Genomic DNA, 24,170 nt, shown 5'->3' on the forward strand with positions numbered 1-24,170 from the left:
TTTCACGGGGACACTCCCAATGAATAGTTGCGCGTTAGATAAATCAGGACTGAAAATGAAAAAGAGCACTCTGGCATTAGTGGTGATGGGAATTGTTGCATCGGCATCCGTGCAGGCAGCAGAAGTGTATAACAAGAACGGTAATAAACTGGATGTGTATGGCAAAGTGAAAGCGATGCACTATTTCAGCGATGATAATGCAAAAGACGGCGACCAGACCTATATCCGTTTTGGCTTTAAAGGCGAAACGCAGATCAACGATCAGTTGACCGGTTACGGTCGCTGGGAAGCTGAATTCGCCGGCAATAAAACCGAAAGTGAGAGCGGTCAGAAGACGCGTCTGGCATTTGCCGGTCTTAAATTTGGTGAGTATGGCTCGTTTGACTACGGTCGTAACCTCGGCGCGCTGTATGACGTCGCCGCCTGGACCGACATGTTCCCGGAATTCGGCGGTGACGGCCTGGCGCAAACCGATAACTTCATGACCAAGCGCGCCAGCGGCCTGGCCACTTACCGCAACACCGACTTCTTCGGGATGATCAACGGCCTGAATATGACCCTGCAATATCAGGGCAAAAACGAAAATCGCGACGTGAAGAAACAGAACGGTGACGGCTTCGGCACTTCACTGAGCTATGACTTCGGCGGCAGCGACTTCGCGATTATCGGCGCATACGCCAACTCTGACCGTACCAATGAGCAGAATCAGCAGGCGCGCGGCCAGGGGCAAAATGCAGAAGGCTGGGCGACTGGTCTGAAATATGATGGTAACGATATTTACCTGGCCACTATCTATTCTGAAACCCGCAACATGGCGCCAATCTCCGGCGGTTTTGCCAATAAAGCGCAGAACTTCGAAGCCGTTGCGCAATATCAGTTCGACTTTGGTCTGCGTCCGTCTCTGGGCTACGTGCAGTCCAAAGGCAAAGATATTGAAGGCGTTGGTGATGAAGATATCGTGAAATATATCGATGTCGGCATGACGTACTATTTCAATAAAAACATGTCCGCCTTTGTTGATTACAAAATCAACCAGATCGATGACGACAATAAGCTGGGCGTGAGCAGCGATGACATCGTTGCGCTGGGTATGACTTATCAGTTCTGATGATACATTGCCGGATGGCGTTTCGCGCATCCGGCATTTTTCGCTTTATGCGCTTAACTTCACCGGTTCATCGGCGAAATCGTCAGCAGGTTCCAGCGAAAGCTGTAGTGAGTTCAATAACTCACGCAGCTTCTCGTGAAATTCTCGCAGGGTATATTCCAGTCGCTCAACCACTTCGGTATCCTTAATCGGAACCGCCTTCCAGTCCCCCGCTTTGTCAAACAGACCAAACTGGTAACTGTAAGTGAAGCGATTTTCCTGTGCTTCCAGTTCCATCCACCAGCCCCAGAATTCGCGCAGCTCAGGCGCAGGCTTCACGTTGACGCAAACTGCCAGGCAATCGAAAAAGAATCGATTATCTTCGCACTTGCCTTCACGGATGTAAGGACCTAGCGCGGTAAACTTCTTAATCAACCTGCTCTTCGGGTGTCCACTCGGTAACGTCATTGCGATCTCCTGTTATGAAGCAACTGTTTTACCAAAACAGTAGAATTTAGCAAATTATTAACACAATCTCTTTTCAATCCAGTGCGTGATTTCCTGGAGCGCTTTGTCAAAATTGCGATACACCGGGTTAAACGGTATCTCTAAAAGTTTACCATCGGCGGATGAAGAGGTGATTAAACGCGACTCTTCCTCCGGACTGAACGGATCGTTCTTCCAGAAGCCCGACAGCATGGGCGTCGGGCAGCGTCTGCCGAGCAGTCCCTGCACCTTCAGCGAGTAGCGATTAAGCTCAACGCACAGCGCGTCGTCGGAGGCGTCGTGCATCCCCAGCCGGCTCGCCAGCACGTCAAGATACATTTCCGGTACGGCGCGCTGGCGTTGCACGTCGCTAAGCAACGCGTGTACAACCGGGCCGAGGCAGGCTACCGCTTTCAGACGCGGCGACTCAAGATAAGCGAGGCGCACCGCCACGTTCGCGCCAAAGCGGAAACCAAACGCCGCCACGCGGGTGTGGTCCACCCACGGTATGTTAGGCAACGCTTTCAGCACATGCTGATGCAACAGGCTGGAATCCTGAGTGAGTTTCCACTTCGACGAGAACCCTACCGACGGCATATCCAGCGTCAGCATGGCGATGCCGCGCGGGGCGAAGTAACGCTCATACAAGGTGTAATAATCAGTTTGCATGGCGTCGAGGCCGCCGCACATCAGTACGGTCGGGAACGGCCCGTCGCCTTTCGGCATATGTAAAAAGCCGGTCACGGGCGAACCGCCGGGAATAGCGAACTCCATTTCACGCAGCGTACCGGGCAACCGCTGCGCCGCCTCTTCATAAGCCCGGTTAGCCAACGCCTGCGCCTGCTCAGCCAGCTCGTCGCCTTTCAGATGTGGGTAGGCGGCAATATTATACAGCGTGGACGCATGCAGCCAGTGGCGACCGCTGCGTTCAGCGTCCTGCTCCTGACAAGCCTTCTGCTGCCAGTCCATCGCCTGTTTCGACCATTCATAAATCCAGTTGCCGCCGCGGTAGCCAACCACCGTATCGTACAGTTCAGCGTCGGTGCGCTCGGCTTCGCTCATGACGATGCGCGCCTGCACGTCGAGGATTTCCCACGGGTCCACGCCGCGCCAGATCCACATCAGGCGGTTAATCATACGGTACCAGTGGGGAACGTTTTTACCGTCCAGCGTGGATTGCACCGGCGACTGCGTACCGGCATTGAACCGACGAACCAGGGTCGACGTTTCAGGATGTTTAAAGCGGGGTTTGAACAGGGTTTCACTGAGGTTAGCCTGTGACATGCGTGCAGCCTCCTTAAATACTTACTGAGGCTTATTGTAACCTGTCATGGCGTAAAGAGAACAACGCCCGGCATTGCCAGGCGTTGAAACGTGCGGAGATTAGCGACCAGAAATCGGCGGAACGAAGACCACGCCCATATCCCATGGCTGCTCAATCCAGGTATCCTGCGGGATATCAATAACATAGTCGTCCACCAGCGGACGGCCTGCCGGTTTGGCAAAGATCGTGACGAAGTGGGCTTTCGGATACATTTCGCGGATAGCCACCGCGGTTCCACCGGTATCGACCAGATCGTCGATGACGATAAAGCCTTCACCGTCGCCTTCCGCGCGCTTGAGCACTTTCAGTTCGCGCTGGTTGTCGTGATCGTAGCTGGAAATGCAAACGGTATCGACATGACGAATACCCAATTCACGCGCCAGTAATGCGCCCGGTACCAGACCACCACGGCTAACGGCAATAATGCCTTTCCACTGTTCTGAAGGCATCAGGCGAGCTGCCAGTTTGCGGGCGTGAATCTGCAACATGTCCCAGGTGACGACGTATTTTTCGCTCATGTGAAGTGTCCCAGCCTGTTTATCTACGGCTTAAAAAGTGTTCGAGGGGGAAATAGGTTGCGCGAGATTATAGAGATCTGACGCAGCAAAAACCAGTGTTTCGCGGTATCCGCCCCTCTTTTTACGTGCTTTATACTACCCGCCGACAAAGAAAGTGGTATTCTCAACCGCATTGCGCAAGCCTGACTTGTGGTAATGATTAACCTGCTAACCCTGTGTGCGACAAGCCTGTTTGCCGTACACCGATGAGGAGACTCAACGTGTCTGAACTGTCTCAGTTATCACCACAACCGCTGTGGGATATTTTTGCCAAAATCTGCTCCATTCCGCATCCGTCCTATCATGAAGAACAGCTCGCTGAGCACATTGTTGGCTGGGCGAAAGAGAAAGGTTTCCACGTAGAGCGCGACCAGGTCGGTAATATCCTGATTCGCAAGCCCGCGACCGCAGGCATGGAAAACCGCAAGCCGGTCGTGCTGCAGGCGCACCTCGACATGGTGCCGCAGAAAAATAACGACACCGTACACGATTTCACCAAAGATCCTATTCAGCCCTATATCGACGGCGAGTGGGTAAAAGCGCGCGGCACCACTCTGGGGGCAGACAACGGCATTGGTATGGCCTCTGCGCTGGCGGTTTTAGCCGATGACAGCGTAGTCCACGGACCGCTGGAAGTGCTGCTGACCATGACCGAAGAAGCCGGAATGGACGGCGCGTTTGGTCTGCAGGCCAACTGGCTGCAGGCGGACATTCTGATCAATACCGACTCTGAAGAAGAGGGTGAGATCTACATGGGCTGCGCAGGGGGGATTGATTTTACCTCTAACCTGAAGCTTGAGCGCGAAGCCGTTCCGGCGGGCTTCCAGTGCGTTAAGCTAACCCTGAAAGGGTTGAAGGGCGGCCACTCCGGCGGCGAAATCCACGTTGGCCTCGGTAACGCCAACAAGCTGCTGGTACGCTTCCTCGCCGGTCATGCGCAAGAGCTGGATCTGCGTCTGGTCGACTTTAATGGCGGCACCCTGCGTAACGCGATTCCGCGCGAAGCGTTTGCCACCGTTGCGGTTGCGGCTGACAAGGTCGAGGCGCTGAAAGCGCGGGTCAATACTTACCATGCTATCCTGAAAAACGAACTGGCAGAGAAAGAGAAAAATCTCGTGGTTCTGCTGGAGACGACGACCAACGAGAAAGCGGCGCTGACCGCGCAGTCTCGCGACAGCTTTATTCGTCTGCTGAACGCGACCCCGAACGGCGTGATCCGCAATTCTGACGTCGCCAAAGGCGTGGTGGAAACGTCGTTAAACGTGGGCGTGGTCACCATGACTGACGACAACGTAGAAATTCACTGCCTGATCCGTTCGCTGATCGACAGCGGTAAAGACTACGTGGTGAGTATGCTGGATTCTCTCGGCAAGCTGGCAGGCGCGAAAACCGAAGCGAAAGGCGGCTACCCGGGCTGGCAACCGGATGCTAACTCGCCGGTGATGCATCTGGTGCGGGAAACCTATCAGCGTCTGTTCAACAAGACGCCGAACATTCAGATCATCCACGCAGGTCTGGAATGCGGTCTGTTCAAAAAACCGTACCCGGACATGGACATGGTTTCCATCGGGCCAACCATTACCGGTCCGCACTCGCCGGATGAGCAGGTTCATATCGAAAGCGTGGGTCATTACTGGACGCTGCTGACGGAACTGCTGAAAGCGATCCCGGCAAAATAAGTCGGTAATCCATACCGGATGGCGCTACGCCATCCGGTCGTCTATAACCCCAGCAGTAACTGCCGCTCCAGCTGCGGGTCAAGCAGCGTAACGTGTAATCCCACCAGGCGAACGCCTCGCCCTCCCCGTCTTTCGTCCCAGGTTTTACGCGCGGTAGAAAGTAAATCGTCTTTGTTCAACCGCGGCCAGACGTGTTCCTGGGTGGTTTGCTGAAAATCATTAAATTTTAATTTCACCCCCTGACGGGCGATTAATAAATCCGGTTTGACCTTTGCCAGACGGCGTTCAAGCTCGGGGTATAAGCGCTCGATGATCGCCTCACATTCCGACCAGTGATGAATATCTTCCGCCATCGTCCGTTCGACACCCACGGATTTTCGCAGGCGTTCGCTGTTGACGTCCCGCTCGTCAATTCCCTGACTGCGCTCCCAGATAATGCGTCCGAATTTGCCAAAGCGTTTTAACAGCGTCGCCAGGTCAAAATGCTGAATATCGCCGCAGGTACGCAGTCCCATACTTTCCAGTTTTGCCGCAGAGACTTTTCCCACGCCGGGGATTTTTTCCAGCGGCAGCGTTTCGAGAAATGCCGGAACGTCTGCTGGCGTGATCACGTACTGCCCGTTTGGTTTATTCAGATCAGAAGCGATTTTTGCCAGAAATTTTACCGGTGCGACGCCCGCAGAGGCGGTCAACCGCAGTTCGTTAAAAATGGTCTGGCGAATTTCCTGAGCGATAAGCGTCGCGGAGCCATGACAGTGGGTGCTGTCGGTGACGTCAAGATAGGCCTCGTCCAGCGAGAGGGGTTCAATGCGCGAGGTGTAGCGGGAGAAAATTTCGCGGATATGTTCTGACGCTTCTTTATACGCATCGAAACGACCGGGTAATAAGGTGAGGTGCGGGCATAACTTTAACGCCATTCCGGTGGGCATCGCGCTGCGCACGCCAAACTTTCGCGCCGGGTAATTGGCGGTGCTGATCACGCCACGCCGCTCCCGGCTGCCGCCAATGGCGATGGGAATATCGCGCAGCGCGGGGTTATCGCGCATTTCAACCGCGGCGAAAAAACAGTCCATATCAACATGTATGATTTTACGCATCGCCCCCTCCCACACACTGTTTAAGTATACAGTATTTTTAGGGAATGAGAAGTCAATGAAGAACCCATAATGTGGTGTCAAAAGAGATGCAATTAAAGAAATGTCTTAATTCGTTTTAGCGTAAAGTGTAAACACAACACGCGGGGCTTGCGAAAAACTGCCGTGGTGCTAATGTGAGCGCTTAAAATCCAGATTCGTCCGATTTTGGGTACTGATATTTGCCGTTCTGGCATGTGTAACCGTTTTATCAAGGAACAAGCAGTATGCGTAAAATCGCATTGTTTATTGCGATGCTTTTGATCCCGTGCGTGTCATTCGCCGGTTTGCTGAGTAGCAATAGCTCCACGACGCCGATCAGCAAAGAGTATAAGCAGCAGTTGATGGGTTCGCCTGTCTATATTCAGATCTTTAAAGAAGAGCGCACGCTTGATCTCTACGTTAAGATGGGCGAACAGTACCAGTTGCTCGACAGCTATAAGATTTGTAATTACTCCGGCGGTTTAGGCCCTAAACAGCGCCAGGGAGATTTCAAAAGCCCGGAAGGTTTTTACAGCGTTCAGCGTAGCCAGCTCAAACCGGACAGCCGTTTCTATAAAGCCATTAACATTGGCTTTCCTAACGCCTATGACCGCGCACACGGTTATGAGGGCAAGTATCTGATGATTCACGGCGCCTGCGTGTCCGTTGGCTGTTACGCCATGACCGACAGCGGGATTGACGAGATTTTCCAGTTCGTCACCGGCGCGCTGGTGTTTGGCCAGCCGAGCGTTCAGGTCAGCATCTACCCGTTCCGCATGACCGACGCCAATATGCAGCGTCACAAGTACTCTTATTACAAGTCGTTCTGGGCGCAATTAAAGCCAGGCTACGACTACTTTGAGCAGACCCGCAAGCCACCGACCGTTTCCGTTGTCGATGGCCGCTATGTGGTCAGCAAGCCGTTGAGCCACGAGGTGGTTCACCCGCAGCTGGCGTCAAACTATACGCTCCCCGAGACAAAATAACGCCCACTCGCCTGGCATGATCTTTTGCCAGGTTTCATTGCCCGTCAGCGGTTGAGTGGCGATCACCGAGACCACATCGTTAGGTGTGGTCTGCGAGCTGAAGTCAATTTCCACATCCTGATCCAGCAGCGTAGCGACGCCAAACGGCGCCCGACGCGTGATCCAGTACAGATTCGTTGAGCAGAACGCCATCACATAGCGTCCGTCTGACAGCAGCATATTGAACACGCCTTTTTCCCGCAGCCCCCCCGCCAGCGTCGCGATATATTTAAACACCGAGGCCATGTTGCCCGGCGTACGTGGGTAACGCAGGGTGAGCTTATGCAGCATCCAGCAAAACGCCTTTTCACTGTCTGTTTCGCCAACCGGACGGAAGTTGCCGGTTTCGAGAGATTTATAACCGCTAAGCTGCCCGTTATGGGCATACGTCCAGTTACGCCCCCACAGCTCGCGGGTAAAGGGATGGGTGTTCTCCAGCGCCACTTCGCCGCGATTCGCCTGACGAATATGGGCTATCACCGAGCAGGATTTTATCGGATACTCCTGTACCAGTCTGGCGATGGGTGAGTTAAAGCTGGGCTGGGGATCTTTAAATGTGCGACAGCCTTTGCCTTCATAAAAGGTGATACCCCAGCCGTCTTTATGCGGTCCGGTGCCGCCCCCACGCTGTACCAGCCCGGTAAAACTAAAGCAAATGTCGGTGGGCACATTGGCGCTCATCCCGAGCAGTTCGCACATATATCACCTCCACAACAGCGGGGGACCAGTTTGCCCCCCAGCGAAGCCTTACTTAACCATCTCTTTTTCGATCAGTTGGATCAGGATATGGATCACTTTAATGTGGATTTCCTGAATACGATCGGCGTAGCCAAAATGCGGCACGCGAATTTCGATATCGGCCGTTCCCGCCATTTTGCCGCCGTCTTTGCCAGTCAGGGTGATCACTTTCATGCCCTTTTCGCGCGCTGCGGCGATGGCTTTGATCACGTTGCCGGAATTGCCGGACGTGGAGATCCCTAACAGTACATCGCCTTCGCGCCCCACGGCTTCGACGTAACGAGAAAAGACGTAGTCGTAGCCAAAATCGTTGCTGACGCAGGAAATGTGGCTGACGTCAGAAATGGCAATCGCCGGATAGCCCGGACGGTTTTCACGGTAACGGCCGGTCAGTTCTTCCGCAAAGTGCATAGCGTCGCAGTGGGAGCCGCCGTTGCCGCAGGAAAGCACCTTACCACCCGCCTTAAAACTGTCTGCCAGCAGGACCGCCGCGCGCTGAATGGCGTGAATGTTGGCGTCATCTTTTAAAAAGTTAGCCAGCGTTTCCGCCGCTTCGTTCAGTTCGTTACGAATAAGATCCTGGTACATGAGGATATCCTTCAGCATGAATGTAAATGACAGAATGCAGTGTACCGGATAGCACCGGAAGCGAGAAGCACAAGCCTCGCTCATCCCCCGTCCTTTTGATTTTTCGTGCCGCGACAAACGGCAACAATGTGAGCTTCGTTGTAATTATTTTGTAAACACATTGCTAAAAGAATTTACATCCACTACAACCTAATCATCACAAGTGGTCAGACCTCCTACAAGCAAGGGAGCTTTTCGTTATGATGATTTTGAGTATTCTCGCTACGATTGTTTTGCTCGGCGCGCTGTTTTATCACCGCGTGAGCTTATTCCTTAGCAGCCTGATCCTGCTCGTATGGACGGCAGCACTCGGTGTGGCCGGACTGTGGAACATCTGGCTGTTGGTGCCTCTGGCCATTATTCTGGTGCCGTTTAACGTGACGCCAATGCGCAAGTCGATGATTTCCGCGCCGGTGTTCCGCGGCTTCCGTAAGGTCATGCCGCCAATGTCGCGCACCGAAAAAGAAGCCATCGATGCCGGGACCACCTGGTGGGAAGGCGATCTGTTCCAGGGGAAACCGGACTGGAAAAAACTGCACAATTACCCGCAGCCGCGCCTGACCGCAGAAGAACAAGCGTTTATTGACGGTCCGGTAGAAGAAGCGTGCCGCATGGCGAACGATTTCCAGATCACGCATGAGCTGGCGGATCTGCCGCCCGAATTATGGGCCTTCCTGAAAGAACATCGCTTCTTCGCGATGATCATCAAAAAAGAGTACGGCGGTCTGGAGTTTTCTGCCTACGCCCAGTCGCGCGTGTTGCAAAAACTGTCCGGCGTTTCCGGGATTCTGGCGATTACCGTTGGCGTACCCAACTCATTAGGCCCCGGGGAACTGCTGCAACATTATGGTACCCAGGAGCAGAAAGACCACTATCTGCCTCGCCTGGCGCGCGGTCAGGAAATTCCCTGCTTTGCGCTGACCAGCCCGGAAGCGGGTTCCGATGCGGGGGCCATTCCGGACACCGGTATCGTCTGTATGGGTGAGTGGCAGGGTCAGCAGGTGCTGGGGATGCGCCTGACCTGGAACAAGCGTTACATCACGCTCGCGCCGATCGCCACCGTACTGGGGCTGGCGTTTAAGCTGTCTGACCCGGAAAAACTGCTGGGTGGTGAAGAAGATCTCGGCATTACCTGCGCGTTGATCCCCACCTCGACGCCTGGCGTAGAAATTGGTCGCCGCCACTTCCCGCTGAACGTGCCGTTCCAGAACGGTCCAACGCGCGGCAAAGATGTCTTTGTGCCGATCGATTACATCATTGGCGGGCCGAAAATGGCCGGTCAGGGTTGGCGTATGCTGGTCGAATGCCTCTCGGTCGGCCGTGGGATCACCCTGCCGTCAAACTCGACGGGAGGACTGAAGTCCGTTGCCATGGCGACCGGCGCTTATGCCCATATCCGTCGTCAGTTTAAAATCTCTATCGGTAAGATGGAGGGTATTGAAGAACCGTTAGCGCGCATTGCCGGTAACGCCTACGTGATGGACGCAGCGGCGTCGCTGATTACCTGTGGCATTATGCTCGGTGAGAAACCGGCTGTCCTGTCGGCCATTGTGAAGTACCACTGTACGCATCGCGGTCAGCAGTCAATCATCGACGCGATGGATATTACTGGCGGTAAAGGCATTATGCTGGGTGAAGGCAACTTCCTTGCCCGCGCTTATCAGGGCGCGCCAATCGCGATTACCGTTGAAGGCGCGAATATCCTGACCCGCAGCATGATGATCTTTGGTCAGGGCGCGATACGCTGCCATCCGTATGTACTGGAGGAAATGGCCGCCGCGCAGAACAACGACGTTAACGCATTCGATAAGCTGTTGTTTAAACATATCGGTCACGTCGGCAGTAATAAAGTTCGCAGTTTCTGGCTGGGTCTGACGCGCGGCCTTACCAGCGCCTCGCCAACCAGCGACGCAACCAAACGTTACTACCAGCATCTTAACCGTCTGAGCGCAAACCTGGCGCTGCTGTCCGATGTTTCTATGGCGGTGCTGGGCGGTAGCCTGAAACGTCGCGAGCGTATCTCCGCGCGTCTGGGTGATGTATTGAGCCAGCTGTACCTGGCCTCGGCGGTGCTGAAGCGGTATGACGATGAAGGCCGTCATGAGGCTGACCTGCCGCTGGTTCACTGGGGGGTTCAGGATGCGTTGTATCAGGCAGAGCAGGCCATTGACGATCTGTTGCAAAACTTCCCAAATCGTCTGGTTGCCGGTCTGCTGAACGTGGTGATCTTCCCGACCGGTCGTCACTATCTGGCGCCATCGGATAAGCTGGATCATAAAGTGGCGAAAATCCTCCAGGTGCCAAACGCGACGCGCGACCGTATTGGCCGCGGCCAGTACCTGACGCCGAGTGAGCATAATCCGGTAGGCCTGCTGGAAGCAGCATTGCGTGACATCATTGCCGCCGAACCAATCCACCAGCGAATCTGTAAGGAGATTGGCAAAAACCTGCCGTTTACCCGTCTGGACGAACTGGCGCAGAACGCGCTGGCGAAAGGCTTGATCGACAAAGATGAAGCCGCCATTCTGGTCAAAGCCGAAGAGAGCCGTCTGCGCAGCATTAACGTGGATGATTTCGACGCCGATGCGCTGGCGACACAGCCAGTAAAGCTGCCGGAGAAGACGCGTAAAGTCGAAGCGGCATAACGCTTTCGCCTCATCGTTTAGCCCTGCTCCGGCAGGGCTTTTTATTGCCCCCGTTTCCTGAAACCTCGTGCTACAGTGTTTGGATGCTGTTCAAAAAGGAGTATCGACCATGCCTGCCCTGAAAATTACGCTGCTGCAACAATCGCTGGTGTGGATGGATGGTCCCGCTAATTTACGTCATTTTGACCTGCTGCTTGAACTGATGAGCGGACGCGATCTGATCGTTTTGCCGGAGATGTTCACCACAGGCTTTGCCATGGAGGCCGCCAGCAGCGCACTTTCTCAGGAGGACGTGATTGACTGGATGCGAGGCAAGGCGCGACAAACAAATGCGATGATTGCCGGTAGCGTAGCCCTGCCAGGCGAGACAGGAGCGGTAAACCGCTTTTTGCTGGTTGAGCCCGGAGGAACGGTACACTTTTACGATAAGCGTCATTTGTTTCGCATGGCGGACGAGCATAAATATTATCAGCCGGGTGACACCCGAAAAGTGGTCGACTGGCGCGGCTGGCGGATCCTGCCGCTGATTTGCTATGACCTGCGCTTTCCGGTGTGGTCGCGTAACCGAAACGACTACGATCTGGCGCTGTACGTCGCCAACTGGCCCGCTCCCCGTTCGCTGCACTGGCAGACGCTGCTGGCGGCGCGCGCTATCGAAAACCAGGCTTACGTGGCGGGATGTAATCGCGTCGGCACCGACGGCAATGGACATCACTACCGAGGCGACAGTCGGGTAATCAATCCTCAGGGCGAAATCATTGCGACCGCGGACGCCCACCAGGCGACACGGATCGACGCAGACCTGTCGCTGAGCGCACTGAAGGAATATCGGGAAAAGTTTCCTGCCTGGCAGGACGCGGACGGGTTTACGTTATGGTAAGAGATGTTGAAGCCATGCAAAAAACGACGAAAGCCTGAATCATTTCACGTCCGGCATCGCCTTCTGACGCATTTTATAAAGAGATGAATTACACCTACAAGCACTATTTTATCGATTCCCAGCGCAACTGGTGAAATCTTTATATTTGACCAATGCGTATGTTTGACCTCTTTGAATGTATATACAGAAAATATACATTGTCGTCATTCAATAACAAACCATAAAAGAAGACATCACTACCAGCCTGTACAGCAGGATTAGGAAGGACGCATTGTTAGTAACCATGTTAAGCATATTATTTCACACCAATAATCCAACAGTTTTTCAAATGGCCAGAACCTACTATATAGAGGCTGGAGTCCACCCCGAAAATAGAGTAATAAAATAGCCTGAATCACTTACATGGCAGACGCCTTCATACTAAAACAACTTAGGGATAAAACGTAGTGAAATCATATACTCCCTGGCACTCAAACTAAAAAGTAAATATATCTACGGCCCGATACATACCACAACAGCCCGGAAGAATCTAGCTTACCCCAGGCAATTCAAAGATAGATACTGAAGATGCTTTTCATACAACTTTTAGATATATTCATCATTCTAATATTATCTATTATCAAAAAGCAAATAGTCTAATTATACAATTTATGAATTTATTACAACTAATAACCAAATGCAGGAGTTATGTAGTTACATACCGTTCAAGAACTGGTATTGTATCCCGGATTCGCTGATGAAATAAGGATAAAAAAATCTGTGGTAAGCAGATAAAAAGAAAAAAAGAATCCCACCGGTTTGTTGCACTTATGGGGCTGTACTATGGCAGTGACCAGCATGATGTAAAGTATGTACGATATAAAAAACCATCTTATTACTATTTCATATTAAAAGAGAAAAACCTATAAATTTATCAAATAAAAAGCAAAGAGAATTTTATATGAATAAAAACATTCAAAGTGGAAATGATAAAGATAATGCTATAAGTGTCTTTATTAAATCACAAGGAGAGTATGAAGCTGAGGCTTTGAAAAAACTGACTATCACAGCTTCTGGTTTTATCAAACATGATAAAGTACGATATGATTTTGTGACAAATGTAGAAGCATTTATAGAAGCCCAACTCGAATGTATTAATGGCAATGGATCGCATGGAGAAAAAAATCTGGCTTTGAATTATTTGCAACAGGAACAAGAATATCTTGAGAAACAGATAATCTGGTTGCAATCTAAACAGGTAAAACCAGCAGCATTAGTTGAAGTAAGAATCATAAATGGCGTATTATCATATATCGTGAAAAGCATTGGTTTAATCGGTGGAATAATTCAGATGGTATCTGGAGGTTTCCTTATGCTTGCAGGTTCCCCAACAGTCGTCGGTTCAGCCGTCGGCGCTATGCTCTTTTTGCATGGAATTACAAATGTATGGGAAAATGGCCGCAGTTTATTTTTTGGAGATGACAATGCAACAGGACCTATGACATATATATATGGTGAGGTCGCCAATATATTAGGTTTTGACAGAACTTATGGAAAGTTAGCCTTCGCTGGAATCGATCTAGGTTTATCCGCAGTTGCATTATTCGGAACCAAGTTAGTACCAGACGCCTGTAGACTATTTCGTTATATCCCCTCAGATTATGAGATGGGTTTCCGAACGATGAGTGCTCTGGAATTGTCTGCTGAAATATTCCCTGATGCGGCAACATTATATTCCGGAACTCAAACCTATTTTTCTTTACCTGAGCCGATGCCTGAACCCCCTCCTCAACCGCTTATCCCATTTAATGATTATTAGTTGTAATGACATGTAATCATAACATATTCTGACTTCTGTATAATGTTTTTGATATAGAGAAAATCAAAATGAATGAAGATGAATTAATCAAAATAATGTATGAAAATAATTTTTCAAAAAAACAAATAAACAAATTAAAGAAACTCTCACAAAAATATTCAACCTCACTTTATGAGACAGTTTCTGAACTTGCACGTCGTTTCTTTCGCTCCTTATTCATGCATATTCTGACATTTATATTGGTTTTTCATTCATATATCCGCCTCAGTGAAGAGCATGGACACACTTTACAAAATATCTTATTTTCCATTGGGGTCTTATGCCTGGCATATGTAATAATAGATTTATTTGCTCCATTATCTCAGGGATACAAGGCCAGAAAAGTCATACAACAAGCCCAAAGAAAAGAGAACTCTAAATGAGTATATGCCTAGCCAAACCAATGATAACACCTGCTAATTATGAGTATTAATAATGAAGAACGATGATCCGTCTTATCAATTTGAACAGTACGCAGACAGGTATTTTTTGCTTGAATATTGTGCACATACATCCAAAAACAAACACAACGGACTTAAATAAAAAATCAATATATCTGGCCACTATAGCTGACATTAAAAATAACATTACGAAAAATACCAAGAGCCCTCGATATGTTATCTTTTCTGAAGTATGAAGGATTATATTATGTCGTTCCGACTTTAGGGTGAGATGTTGAAGCCATGCAAAAACGACGAAAGCCTGAATCATTGCTGATTCAGGCTTTCTGAATAGTGGCGGAACGGACGGGACTCGAACCCGCGACCCCCTGCGTGACAGGCAGGTATTCTAACCAACTGAACTACCGCTCCGCGTTGTGTTCCACTTGGGAACGAAGCGCATATTACGGATTGGTATGCACCTCGTCAACGCTTTTTCTCAAGTTTTTAATCGTTTGCTCTAAATTTCACCCGGACGGCGATTTTTACATCATTAACGGCCTGACTTACGCCCGCCAAAGGCAGCTTCCGCCCTTTTTCTCAACCAGGTCAAGACGCGATTCATGGGCGGCGACCTCCTCATCAGAGGCAAAAACAACGCGTAGTTTGCGAGCCTGACGCACAAGACGCTGGATTGTCTCTTCACCCTGTTGCTGCTGAGTTTCCCCTTCCATGGCAAAAGTCATCGACGTTTGTCCGCCCGTCATCGCCAGATAAACGTCGGCCAGGATCTGGGCATCGAGCAATGCGCCGTGAAGCGTACGTTTGCTGTTATCGATCTCATAACGCGAACATAACGCATCAAGGCTGTTGCGCTTGCCGGGGAACATCTTTCTTGCCAGCGCCAGACTGTCGGTAACTTTACAGAAGGTGTTGGTTTTAGGGATATCGCGATTGAGCTTCGCGAACTCGTAATCCATAAAGCCGATATCAAACGACGCGTTATGAATCACCAGCTCTGCGCCACGGATATAGTCGAGAAACTCATCGGCCACTTCGGCAAAGGTTGGCTTATCCAGCAGAAACTCATCCGCAATTCCGTGAACGCCGAACGCTTCCGGGTCCACCAGCCGGTCAGGCTTAAGATAGATATGAAAGTTATTGCCCGTCAGACGCCGGTTGATGACTTCCACCGCGCCGATCTCAATGATCTTGTGCCCCTCGTAGTGCGCACCAATCTGGTTCATACCGGTGGTTTCGGTATCGAGGACGATCTGTCGTGTAATTGCAGTGCTCATAGCGGTCATTTATGTCAGACTTGTCGTTTTAGGGTTCGATTCAATTACAGGAAGTCTACCAGAGATGCTTAAACAGGTAGAAATTTTCACCGATGGCTCCTGCCTGGGTAATCCCGGTCCGGGAGGTTATGGGGCGATTTTACGCTATCGCGGACGCGAGAAAACCTTTAGTGAAGGTTATACCCTCACCACCAACAACCGCATGGAGCTCATGGCGGCGATCGTTGCGCTGGAGGCGCTCAAAGAACATTGTGAAGTCATTTTAAGCACCGACAGCCAGTACGTGCGCCAGGGGATTACTCAATGGATCCACAACTGGAAAAAACGCGGCTGGAAAACGGCAGAGAAAAAGCCGGTAAAAAATGTCGATTTGTGGAAACGGCTTGATGCAGCGCTCGGCCAGCATCAAATAAAATGGGAATGGGTAAAAGGCCACGCAGGCCATCCGGAAAACGAACGCTGCGACGAGCTGGCGCGCGCAGCAGCCATGAACCCAACCCGGGAAGATGTCGGTTATCAGACAGAAGAAGCTTAGGCGTCCGGTTTGCGAAATTGCCGGGTGGCGCCCACGGCCTGGGGAATTCGCGCTTTGGTTTTGCTCTGTTTCATTGGGTTAAGCGTAAGCGGAATCGTGCGCTTACGCGCCACAATCGTCTGCATACAGCCCAATGCAGGAAGATGCGCGCTCAGCATTTTTCCGCCGTTCTTTTTCCACGGCAGCACATGAAAGCGGCTGTAATACATCACCTCAAAATTCAACAAGGACAGCCAGTCCAACTGGCGCATCAGCGTAAACATTCGGCTATTGTAAGGAGGTGACTTACGCAGCACAGGCACCAGCTTACGCAGCCCCATCAGGCTCACCGGGTTAAAACCGCTGAGCACCAGCCAGCCATCATCAATCAGTACACGATCGGCTTCGCGCAGTAGACGGTGAGGATCGTCGCACCAGGGGAGCGTGTGCGCCAACAGGCAGACATCGACCGATTTCGGGGCGAAAGGAAGATGTAGCGGATCGGCCTGAACCTGGACAGGCGAGCCTTTGGTCGACACATTGACCTGATGAGACACCGCGCAGGCTTCTGTGTTGATTTCTGCGCTTAAATTGCCCACCTTAAGCAGGTGAAATCCATACATTTTAGCGAACCACGGATTAAGCTGTTGTTCCAGCGCCTCACGATAGTACTCGCCCCAGGGCAAATCGCCCCAGCGATCGGGTGCTACAACTGTCTGAGGGTTCCTTGCCGGTTTCATCACAACCATCCGTTACGCATAGAGAGGTAATAAATGAATCTTAACAGTATTCCGGCGTTTGAGGACAACTACATCTGGGTTCTGAGTGATGACGAAGGTCGTTGCCTGATTGTCGATCCGGGCGACGCCGCGCCAGTCCTGCACGCCATTGCCGAGAATCATTGGCAACCCGAAGCCATTTTATTGACGCATCACCATAACGATCACGTTGGCGGGGTAAAAGAACTGGCGCAAAACTTTCCACACCTGGTGGTATACGGACCGGCAGAAACACAAAATAAAGGCGCTACGCATATCGTCAAAGAGGGCGATTCCGTGCCCATTTTGGGACATGAATTTAGCGTATTCGCGACCCCGGGTCACACTTTAGGACATATCTGTTACTTTAGTCATCCTTACCTTTTTTGCGGCGACACGCTTTTCTCGGGCGGTTGCGGACGGCTATTTGAAGGGACTGCCAGCCAGATGTATCAATCCCTTAAAAAAATAACCGCACTTCCTGATGATACGCTTGTTTGCTGTGCTCATGAGTATACGTTAGCAAATCTTAAGTTTGCTTTAAGCATTCTTCCGCACGATTCGTTCATAAATGATTATTATCGTAAAGTTAATGAGTTACGGGTAAAAAAACAAATGACACTACCCGTAATTCTGAAAAATGAGCGGCAAAATAATATTTTTCTGCGAACAGAAGATCCTGATTTAATTAATGAAATTAACAAAGAAACAATATTGCAACACCCTGAACAGCGTTTTGCATGGTTAAGGTCAAAGAAAGACACCTTCTGACAATTCCGGGTTGCCTTTTCAAAACTTCGCCGTTATGATCGGTCGTCTTTTAAGCAACTATTGACACACACATGAAGGCAAAAGCGATATTACTCGCCTCTGTCCTGCTCGTGGGTTGCCAGTCGTCTCAAAACGCAGGCAATGTCCAACAGCACGCACAGAGCCTTTCTGCAGCTGGTCAAGGGGAAGCAGGAAAGTTTACGAGTCAGGCGCGATGGATGGACGATGGGACGTCCCTCGCGCAGGATCAAGACTTGTGGGCTTTCATTGGCGACGAGCTAAAGATGGGAATTCCGGAGAATGACCGGATTCGCGAACAGAAACAAAAGTATTTACGCAATAAGAGCTATCTCCACGATGTAACTTTACGGGCAGAGCCGTATATGTACTGGATAGCCGGGCAGGTTAAGAAACGTAACATGCCGATGGAACTGGTACTACTACCCATAGTGGAGAGCGCTTTTGATCCTCACGCAACGTCTGGCGCCAATGCCGCAGGTATCTGGCAGATCATTCCGAGCACGGGACGCAATTACGGTTTAAAACAGACCCGCAATTATGATGCGCGTCGCGATCTTGTGGCCTCCACAACCGCAGCGCTCGACATGATGCAGCGTCTGAACAAGATGTTTGATGGCGACTGGTTACTGACCGTAGCGGCGTATAACAGCGGCGAAGGTCGGGTCATGAAGGCAATCAAAGCGAACAAGGCGCGTGGGAAATCCACCGACTTCTGGTCGTTGCCGTTGCCGCGTGAAACGAAGCTGTATGTGCCTAAGATGCTGGCCTTGAGCGATATTCTTAAGAACAGTAAACGTTACGGCGTGAGTCTGCCCACCCCGGACGAAAGCCGGGCATTGGCGCGTGTACGTTTGAGCAGTCCGGTTGAAATGGCGCAGGTTGCAGACATGGCGGGGATTTCCGTCAGCAAGCTGAAGACCTTTAACGCGGGAGTGAAAGGCTCCACGTTGGGCGTTAGCGGTCCACAGTATGTGATGGTGCCAAAGAAGCATGCAGAGCAACTGCGTGAGTCGCTGGCTTCCGGCGAGATTGCCGCCGTGCAGTCTACGTTGGTGGCCGATAACACGCCGCTGAACAGTCGTAGCTATACCGTTCGTTCAGGCGATACACTTTCCGGCATTGCTTCACGTCTCGGCGTGAGCACCAGAGATTTGCAGCAGTGGAATAAACTGCGCGGATCATCGTTGAAAGTGGGCCAAAGCCTGACGATCGGCGCTGGCAGCAGTGCACAGCGACTGGCCAATAACAGCGACAGCATTACCTATCGCGTGCGGAAAGGCGATTCGCTGTCGAGCATTGCTAAACGTCACGGCGTAAACATCAAAGATGTGATGCGCTGGAACAGCGATACGGCAAATCTGCAGCCGGGTGATCAGCTGACGTTGTTTGTAAAAAACAACGCTACGCCGGACTCCTGAAGGCGGTAATAAAAATAAAGGCACTGGATTCCCCCCCAGTGCCTTTTTTATTTATGCCGCTTTGTGGGCTTCAACCATTATCGTGTCGCTGCAGAATGAACCGTCGCCCTGTAAGTCGAAGTAAGCTTTGACTTCTGCCGAGGCACTCTCCTGATAAATACGGATCGCTTCCACCAGCGCTGCGGGAGTTCGCATTCTCGTAACCCATGAACGGAACTCCAGCGACAGACGATCGGTCAATAACGAGTCGGCCACGAAACTCGCCTCGCTGATCAACGACAGCCACTCGCCAGCAGAATAATTACGCACGTGAGAGGTGTCCCGCAACGCTTCAACGGTCTGTAACCAGATATCCCGTACCGGATGTCCTGGGGACATAACATCCATCACGATCAATACCCCGCCCGGCTTCAGTACCCGATTCACTTCCCGCAACGCCCGTCCGACATCATGCCAGTGATGTGCGGAGTATCGGCTGATAACCACGTCAAAAACGCCGTCTTCAAATGGCAAGGTTTCGGCATAACCCTGACGGGTAGTGATATTGCTAAACCCCTTCTCGTTTGCGGCGTGAGCGACAACATCGAGCATCTGAGAGGATAAATCATACGCCACCACCTCTTTGACGTTCTGCGCCGCGACGAAGCTGGCATGGCCGGCGCCACACCCCATGTCCAGCAAGCGGGCCTGCGGCAAAGAGAACAAGCGTGCTGCCAGACGCTGTAAGTCGCGTCCGGAGGCATGTACTGCGCTGGTTAAATAAGCGCTGGCCTGAGAGCCAAACTGTTTTTCAACGTTATCGTGGTGGGAGTGGGATGTCATTGTGCTGTCCTTTCGTTGTTGACAAGATAAAGGGCAGCACCGCGACAGGTCTGCCCCAACGGCAGACCTGACTCACCTTATTGATCAGGTTTGCCGGGACTGAATTCGACGAGTAGCGGATTGTGATCGGAAGCGCGCGTCACCAGTACGGAAGCCTCGCTGACGTTCAGACCACGGTAAAAGACAAAATCGAGAGGACGACCAAACGCCCGACGGCGCTGATCGTCAGTAAAGCGAACCTGCCGCAGGGACATCTCACGCGCAAAGCGATACAGCGCATTCATACGACGTCGGCTCCAGGCGTTAAAATCACCGGCCATAATCACCGGACCACTGTGATGCGCTATCTGGTCGCCGATGGGAAGTAACTGCTTACTGTACACATCAACCCCCAGACTAAAGTTCACTGCGTGAATATTCACGACCATCAGCAGTCGCGTATCCGGTAACGGATAGACCGTGACCAGTGCAGACTTGGCGAGACGCAGTATCGGCTCACGCTCGCGAAGAGGACAACAATAAACCGGATGCGCGGCTGACAGCGTCATCACCCCGGACGGGTGCTGCGGCAACACAAACGCCGGTACCTGATCGGCCGCCAGATAGTTAGCGGTCGCAAACTGGACTAGCTCCGGCGTGGTCTGAGCTTCCTGTAATAACACCAAATGCGCGTCTTTACCGAAATTTTTCAGCACCGACAGCCATTCGGCCCGCTGCTGCTTGAATATGTTCCACACCAGGATGCGTATCCGATCTTCACTGCTTAACGGCGCCCCGGCGGGTAATGCCTGGCCGATGCTCGAAAACGACCCGGGCGGCAATATCCGCTCAGCGGGTTGTCCGGCAACGTAGCGCATGGCATAGGTGTTTTTTCGCACTTTTAACTTTCAAACCTCTGTAACGTCAACCAGTCCGGTGTCGGACTGGTTCTTCTGTTATAGGGATTTTAGCTCACACTTTCAACGACCAATTACTGTTTGTTTGTAAGTAAGCGCTGACTTAAGCCACTTACCCCAGTGCGACCACGCGTTGCGGCTTGTCCATTCGGCCACTGACGCCAAGCAATAAAAAAGCGCCCAAAACAATCAGCGCGCCGATCCACGGCGTCTGCGCCAGCCCAACATGCTCAACCGTCTGCCCGCCGATCACCGATCCCAGCGCAATGCCAATATTAAAGGCGGCAATATTCAGCCCCGACGCGACATCAACCGCATTTGGGGTAAACTGCTCAGCCTTTTGCACGACATAGACCTGCAGTCCCGGAACATTGCCAAACGCGAAAATCCCCATCACCAGTATCGTTGCCAGCGCAGCGTAGTGCAGGGTGGCCGTGAACTGAAACACCATCAGCAGGAGAAACAACGCCGCAAAGATAAATTTTAGCGCGGGTACCGCACCATGCTTATCTGCCAGTCTGCCGCCCCAGATATTCCCCACCGCCACGGATACGCCATATCCCAGTAAGATCCAGCTCACCGCTGAGGGTGAGAACCCCGCAAGCTCCTGCATCATCGGCGCGAGAAAAGTAAACGCGGTAAAGACGCCGCCATACCCGAGCGCGGTAATGGCATAAATAAGCAGCAAACGTGGATGCGTTAATACGCGCAGTTGATCGCGGAGGGATGCTGCGGCGCGTCCGGGTATGTTCGCCGGAATCAATAGCTGGCTGCCGATCAGCGCGATAACGCCTAACAGGGAAACCGCCAGAAACGTTTCACGCCAGCCAACATGTTGACCGATAAACGTCCCCAGCGGCACGCCAGTGACCAGAGCCACTGTCAGCCCACCAAACATAATGGCAATGGCGGATGCCGCTTTCTCTTTTGGCACCAGACTGGTCGCGATGGTGGAGCCAACGGAGAAAAATACCCCGTGAGCCAATCCGGTAAGTAGCCGGGCAATAATAAGGGTGGTGTAACCCGGCGCCTGCCAGGCCAACAGATTACCCGCCGTGAACAATACCATCAGCGCGACCAGGAGCTGCTTACGCGGTAAGCGCCCTGTCAACGCGGTCAGCACTGGCGCGCCAATAGCAACACCCAGCGCATAGATAGAAACCAGCATCCCCGCCGAAGGAAGGGAGACAGATAACTGTTCGGCAATGGTCGGCACCAGCCCCACAATCACAAACTCGGTGGTACCAATAGCAAATGCGCTTATTGTTAGCGCGAATAACGCGAGAGGCATAAATTACTCCAGTTCATCACTATTCAGATGACACGCAGTATGCCGGGATGGTTTAATTACAAAAATATCCAAAATAACAATACAATTTTGCTTCAGAGGCAAAAATGAAAGCAACATCGGAAGAACTTGCTATCTTTGTATCAGTGGTGGAAAGCGGAAGCTTTAGCCGCGCAGCGGAACAACTTGGTCAGGCAAACTCAGCAGTCAGCCGGGCCGTTAAAAAACTGGAAATGAAGCTTGGCGTCAGTCTCCTAAACCGTACTACCCGTCAGCTCAGCCTGACGGAAGAAGGCGAACGTTACTTCCGGCGCGTGCAGTCCGTACTGCAGGAGATGGCTGCGGCAGAGACCGAGATTATGGAGACGCGAACCACGCCGCGTGGCCTGCTGCGCATTGACGCGGCCACGCCAGTCGTTCTGCACTTTCTGATGCCGCTGATTAAACCGTTTCGTGAACGTTATCCAGAAATTAACCTTTCTCTGGTTTCTTCCGAGACCTTTATCAATCTTATTGAACGGAAAGTGGATGTGGCTATCCGCGCGGGCACATTGACGGATTCGAGCCTGCGCGCCCGACCATTGTTTACCAGCTACCGTAAAATTATTGCCTCGCCAGAGTATGTATCGCGCTTTGGTAAACCCGAGACGGTAGAAGAGTTAAAGCAGCACCTTTGCCTGGGCTTTAGCGAACCGGTCTCGCTTAATACCTGGCCCATCGCCTGTCGCGACGGCCAGCTTCACGAAATTATATGCGGTATTTCATCGAATAGCGGAGAGACGCTTAAACAGCTTTGCCTTAGCGGCAACGGCATTGCCTGTCTGTCAGATTATATGATTGATCGGGAGATCGAGCGGGGTGAGCTGATTGAGCTCATGGCCGATAAACGTTTGCCGGTAGAGATGCCATTCAGCGCGGTGTATTACAGCGATCGCGCGGTGAGTACTCGCATTAGGGCGTTCATCGACTTTCTGAGCGAGCATATCAAAACAGCTCCCGAAGGAGCTGTCTGAAAGGGAGAAGGCACAGATCAGGAATTAATCCCACTGTGGCGCCAACCCCTCGGGACTGACCAGGCGATCGTTACAGTCCAGCGTGGCGATTGCGTGTTTATCTTCAGCATCCAGCTTCATATTCAGCGCCTGAAGATTACTCGCGAGGTTTTCCCGTTTTGTGGAAGAGGGAATGACTGAATAGCCTTCACCTATTGCCCACGCCAGGATCACCTGGGCAGGCGTTGCGCTATGCTTCGCTGCAATTCGGGAAATCACTTCATCATTCAGAGCCTTACCATACGCCAGGGTCATGTAAGAGGTGATATGGATGCCGTGCTGTTTTGCCCACTCAACCACTTTACCGTTTTGCAGATAAGGCGACAGCTCAATCTGATTTGTCGCGATATTATTAACGCCTACGGCGGCAATGGCTCTTTCCATCAATGGGATAGTGAAGTTTGAGATACCGATTTCACGAGTGAGTCCTTGCTCTTTCGCTTCCAGCAATGCCTGCATAAATTCTGCAACCGGAACAGCATCATTAGGCGAAGGCCAGTGGATCAGCGTCAGATCGACATAATCGGTACGTAGCTTTTTAAGACTCTCTTTCAGGCTGGGAATGAGCTTGTCTTTGCTCAGATTTTCAGTCCAGATCTTGGTGGTGATGTATAACTCACCGCGTGGAATGCCGCTTTCTGCAATCGCCTGCCCTACTGCCGCTTCATTGTCATAAATTTGTGCCGTATCGACAGCACGATAGCCCAGCGCGAGAGCTGCTTTCACGGACGCAATAACCACGTCATCCTTAAGACGAAAAGTACCTAAACCAAATGCCGGGATAACCATAAAATTCCTCATTAATTCTGTATGTTTGTAAACTTAAAGGATTATGACTTTCTGGTGCAGTTGGAAAAAGAGCGTAAAGCGCAGAGGATTTTTGCGAATTTGGCAATAATGGAACGGCAGGCAAAGAAAAAGCCCTGAGTGTTAACTCAGGGCTCTTAATAAG

24 protein-coding genes and 1 tRNA gene are annotated in these 24,170 nt (G+C 51.6%); 11 read left to right on the forward strand and 14 right to left on the reverse strand.

Annotation, left to right across the window (positions count from 1 at the left end):
- The first annotated feature begins 55 nt into the window (after positions 1-55).
- Positions 56-1,108: a phosphoporin PhoE gene (gene phoE / locus CSE01S_RS07315; RefSeq protein ID WP_042286151.1), complete on the forward strand. Its 1,053-nt coding sequence runs from the start codon at positions 56-58 to the stop codon at positions 1,106-1,108.
- 45 nt (positions 1,109-1,153) lie between these two features.
- On the opposite strand, the gene crl is transcribed toward phoE, so the two are convergent.
- From crl to gpt, 3 genes are all read right to left on the reverse strand, one after another.
- Entirely contained in the window at positions 1,154-1,555 is a 402-nt protein-coding gene (crl, locus tag CSE01S_RS07320) for a sigma factor-binding protein Crl (RefSeq protein WP_042286152.1), read from the reverse strand.
- 57 nt (positions 1,556-1,612) lie between these two features.
- Positions 1,613-2,857 (reverse strand): esterase FrsA, encoded by a 1,245-nt coding sequence (frsA, locus tag CSE01S_RS07325; RefSeq protein WP_042286154.1) that lies wholly within the window; start codon positions 2,855-2,857, stop codon positions 1,613-1,615.
- A 99-nt stretch (positions 2,858-2,956) separates the two neighbouring features.
- Entirely contained in the window at positions 2,957-3,415 is a 459-nt protein-coding gene (gene gpt, locus CSE01S_RS07330; protein ID WP_003863205.1) for a xanthine phosphoribosyltransferase, read from the reverse strand.
- Positions 3,416-3,675: 260 nt separating this feature from the next.
- Here gpt and pepD point away from each other — a divergent pair, with 260 nt between their 5' ends.
- Positions 3,676-5,133: a cytosol nonspecific dipeptidase gene (gene pepD / locus CSE01S_RS07335; protein ID WP_042286157.1), complete on the forward strand. Its 1,458-nt coding sequence runs from the start codon at positions 3,676-3,678 to the stop codon at positions 5,131-5,133.
- Positions 5,134-5,174: 41 nt separating this feature from the next.
- Here the strand turns inward: pepD and dinB are convergent, their stop codons facing one another.
- Complete coding sequence (gene dinB, locus CSE01S_RS07340; RefSeq protein ID WP_042286158.1) at positions 5,175-6,230, reverse strand: DNA polymerase IV; 1,056 nt, start codon at positions 6,228-6,230, stop codon at positions 5,175-5,177.
- A gap of 263 nt (positions 6,231-6,493) precedes the next feature.
- Between dinB and dpaA the strand changes: the two genes are divergently transcribed.
- Positions 6,494-7,234, forward strand: a complete 741-nt coding sequence (dpaA, locus tag CSE01S_RS07345) for a peptidoglycan meso-diaminopimelic acid protein amidase (protein WP_042286159.1) — start codon at positions 6,494-6,496, stop codon at positions 7,232-7,234.
- Here the strand turns inward: dpaA and CSE01S_RS07350 are convergent.
- Entirely contained in the window at positions 7,205-7,972 is a 768-nt protein-coding gene (locus tag CSE01S_RS07350; RefSeq protein WP_042286160.1) for a class II glutamine amidotransferase, read from the reverse strand. The genes dpaA and CSE01S_RS07350 overlap by 30 nt on opposite strands.
- A gap of 48 nt (positions 7,973-8,020) precedes the next feature.
- On the reverse strand, positions 8,021-8,599 hold the full coding sequence (gene lpcA / locus CSE01S_RS07355; protein ID WP_028017728.1) for a D-sedoheptulose 7-phosphate isomerase: 579 nt from the start codon (positions 8,597-8,599) through the stop codon (positions 8,021-8,023).
- Positions 8,600-8,838: 239 nt separating this feature from the next.
- Here lpcA and fadE point away from each other — a divergent pair, with 239 nt between their 5' ends.
- The 4 genes from fadE (at position 8,839) to CSE01S_RS07375 (ending at position 14,383) form a co-directional block, all read left to right on the forward strand.
- Positions 8,839-11,283 carry an acyl-CoA dehydrogenase FadE gene (gene fadE / locus CSE01S_RS07360; RefSeq protein ID WP_042286162.1) on the forward strand — a complete coding sequence of 815 codons (2,445 nt, stop codon included), beginning with the start codon at positions 8,839-8,841 and terminating at the stop codon, positions 11,281-11,283.
- Positions 11,284-11,392: 109 nt separating this feature from the next.
- Positions 11,393-12,163, forward strand: a complete 771-nt coding sequence (locus CSE01S_RS07365; RefSeq protein WP_042286163.1) for an amidohydrolase — start codon at positions 11,393-11,395, stop codon at positions 12,161-12,163.
- Between the two features lie 940 nt (positions 12,164-13,103).
- Positions 13,104-13,961 (forward strand): DUF4225 domain-containing protein, encoded by an 858-nt coding sequence (locus CSE01S_RS07370; RefSeq protein ID WP_042286164.1) that lies wholly within the window; start codon positions 13,104-13,106, stop codon positions 13,959-13,961.
- 68 nt (positions 13,962-14,029) lie between these two features.
- Positions 14,030-14,383 carry a hypothetical protein gene (locus CSE01S_RS07375; protein WP_042286166.1) on the forward strand — a complete coding sequence of 118 codons (354 nt, stop codon included), beginning with the start codon at positions 14,030-14,032 and terminating at the stop codon, positions 14,381-14,383.
- Positions 14,384-14,735: 352 nt separating this feature from the next.
- Here CSE01S_RS07375 and CSE01S_RS07385 read toward each other — a convergent pair.
- Positions 14,736-14,812: transfer RNA gene (locus tag CSE01S_RS07385), tRNA-Asp, on the reverse strand.
- Between the two features lie 134 nt (positions 14,813-14,946).
- Positions 14,947-15,678, reverse strand: coding sequence for a DNA polymerase III subunit epsilon (gene dnaQ, locus CSE01S_RS07390; protein WP_082636886.1), 732 nt, complete (start codon positions 15,676-15,678; stop codon positions 14,947-14,949).
- A 64-nt stretch (positions 15,679-15,742) separates the two neighbouring features.
- Here dnaQ and rnhA point away from each other — a divergent pair, with 64 nt between their 5' ends.
- Positions 15,743-16,213 (forward strand): ribonuclease HI, encoded by a 471-nt coding sequence (gene rnhA, locus CSE01S_RS07395; protein ID WP_042286171.1) that lies wholly within the window; start codon positions 15,743-15,745, stop codon positions 16,211-16,213.
- Here the strand turns inward: rnhA and CSE01S_RS07400 are convergent.
- Complete coding sequence (locus tag CSE01S_RS07400) at positions 16,210-16,932, reverse strand: class I SAM-dependent methyltransferase (protein WP_042286174.1); 723 nt, start codon at positions 16,930-16,932, stop codon at positions 16,210-16,212. The genes rnhA and CSE01S_RS07400 overlap by 4 nt on opposite strands.
- Positions 16,933-16,965: 33 nt before the next feature.
- Here CSE01S_RS07400 and gloB point away from each other — a divergent pair, with 33 nt between their 5' ends.
- Both gloB and mltD read left to right on the forward strand, forming a co-directional pair.
- Positions 16,966-17,721 carry a hydroxyacylglutathione hydrolase gene (gene gloB / locus CSE01S_RS07405; RefSeq protein ID WP_042286175.1) on the forward strand — a complete coding sequence of 252 codons (756 nt, stop codon included), beginning with the start codon at positions 16,966-16,968 and terminating at the stop codon, positions 17,719-17,721.
- A 71-nt stretch (positions 17,722-17,792) separates the two neighbouring features.
- Positions 17,793-19,160, forward strand: coding sequence for a murein transglycosylase D (gene mltD, locus CSE01S_RS07410; RefSeq protein ID WP_042286177.1), 1,368 nt, complete (start codon positions 17,793-17,795; stop codon positions 19,158-19,160).
- Positions 19,161-19,211: 51 nt separating this feature from the next.
- Here mltD and CSE01S_RS07415 read toward each other — a convergent pair whose 3' ends face one another.
- The 3 genes from CSE01S_RS07415 to CSE01S_RS07425 form a co-directional block, all read right to left on the reverse strand.
- A complete protein-coding gene (locus tag CSE01S_RS07415) occupies positions 19,212-19,982 on the reverse strand; it encodes a class I SAM-dependent methyltransferase (protein WP_042286178.1) in 771 nt (256 codons plus the stop codon).
- Positions 19,983-20,059: 77 nt separating this feature from the next.
- Positions 20,060-20,860: an endonuclease/exonuclease/phosphatase family protein gene (locus tag CSE01S_RS07420; RefSeq protein WP_042286179.1), complete on the reverse strand. Its 801-nt coding sequence runs from the start codon at positions 20,858-20,860 to the stop codon at positions 20,060-20,062.
- A 130-nt stretch (positions 20,861-20,990) separates the two neighbouring features.
- A complete protein-coding gene (locus CSE01S_RS07425; protein WP_042286180.1) occupies positions 20,991-22,169 on the reverse strand; it encodes an MFS transporter in 1,179 nt (392 codons plus the stop codon).
- Positions 22,170-22,273: 104 nt separating this feature from the next.
- Between CSE01S_RS07425 and yafC the strand changes: the two genes are divergently transcribed.
- On the forward strand, positions 22,274-23,179 hold the full coding sequence (yafC, locus tag CSE01S_RS07430) for a DNA-binding transcriptional regulator YafC (RefSeq protein ID WP_042286181.1): 906 nt from the start codon (positions 22,274-22,276) through the stop codon (positions 23,177-23,179).
- 24 nt (positions 23,180-23,203) lie between these two features.
- On the opposite strand, the gene dkgB is transcribed toward yafC, so the two are convergent.
- Together dkgB and CSE01S_RS23305 are read right to left on the reverse strand one after the other, a co-directional pair.
- On the reverse strand, positions 23,204-24,007 hold the full coding sequence (gene dkgB / locus CSE01S_RS07435; protein ID WP_042286183.1) for a 2,5-didehydrogluconate reductase DkgB: 804 nt from the start codon (positions 24,005-24,007) through the stop codon (positions 23,204-23,206).
- Positions 23,967-24,170 (reverse strand): hypothetical protein (locus CSE01S_RS23305; protein ID WP_217997761.1); only part of this gene is annotated, 204 nt, incomplete at its 5' end. The genes dkgB and CSE01S_RS23305, both read right to left, overlap by 41 nt.

The sequence above is a fragment of the Citrobacter sedlakii NBRC 105722 genome, from assembly GCF_000759835.1.
Lineage (GTDB): Bacteria > Pseudomonadota > Gammaproteobacteria > Enterobacterales > Enterobacteriaceae > Citrobacter_A > Citrobacter_A sedlakii.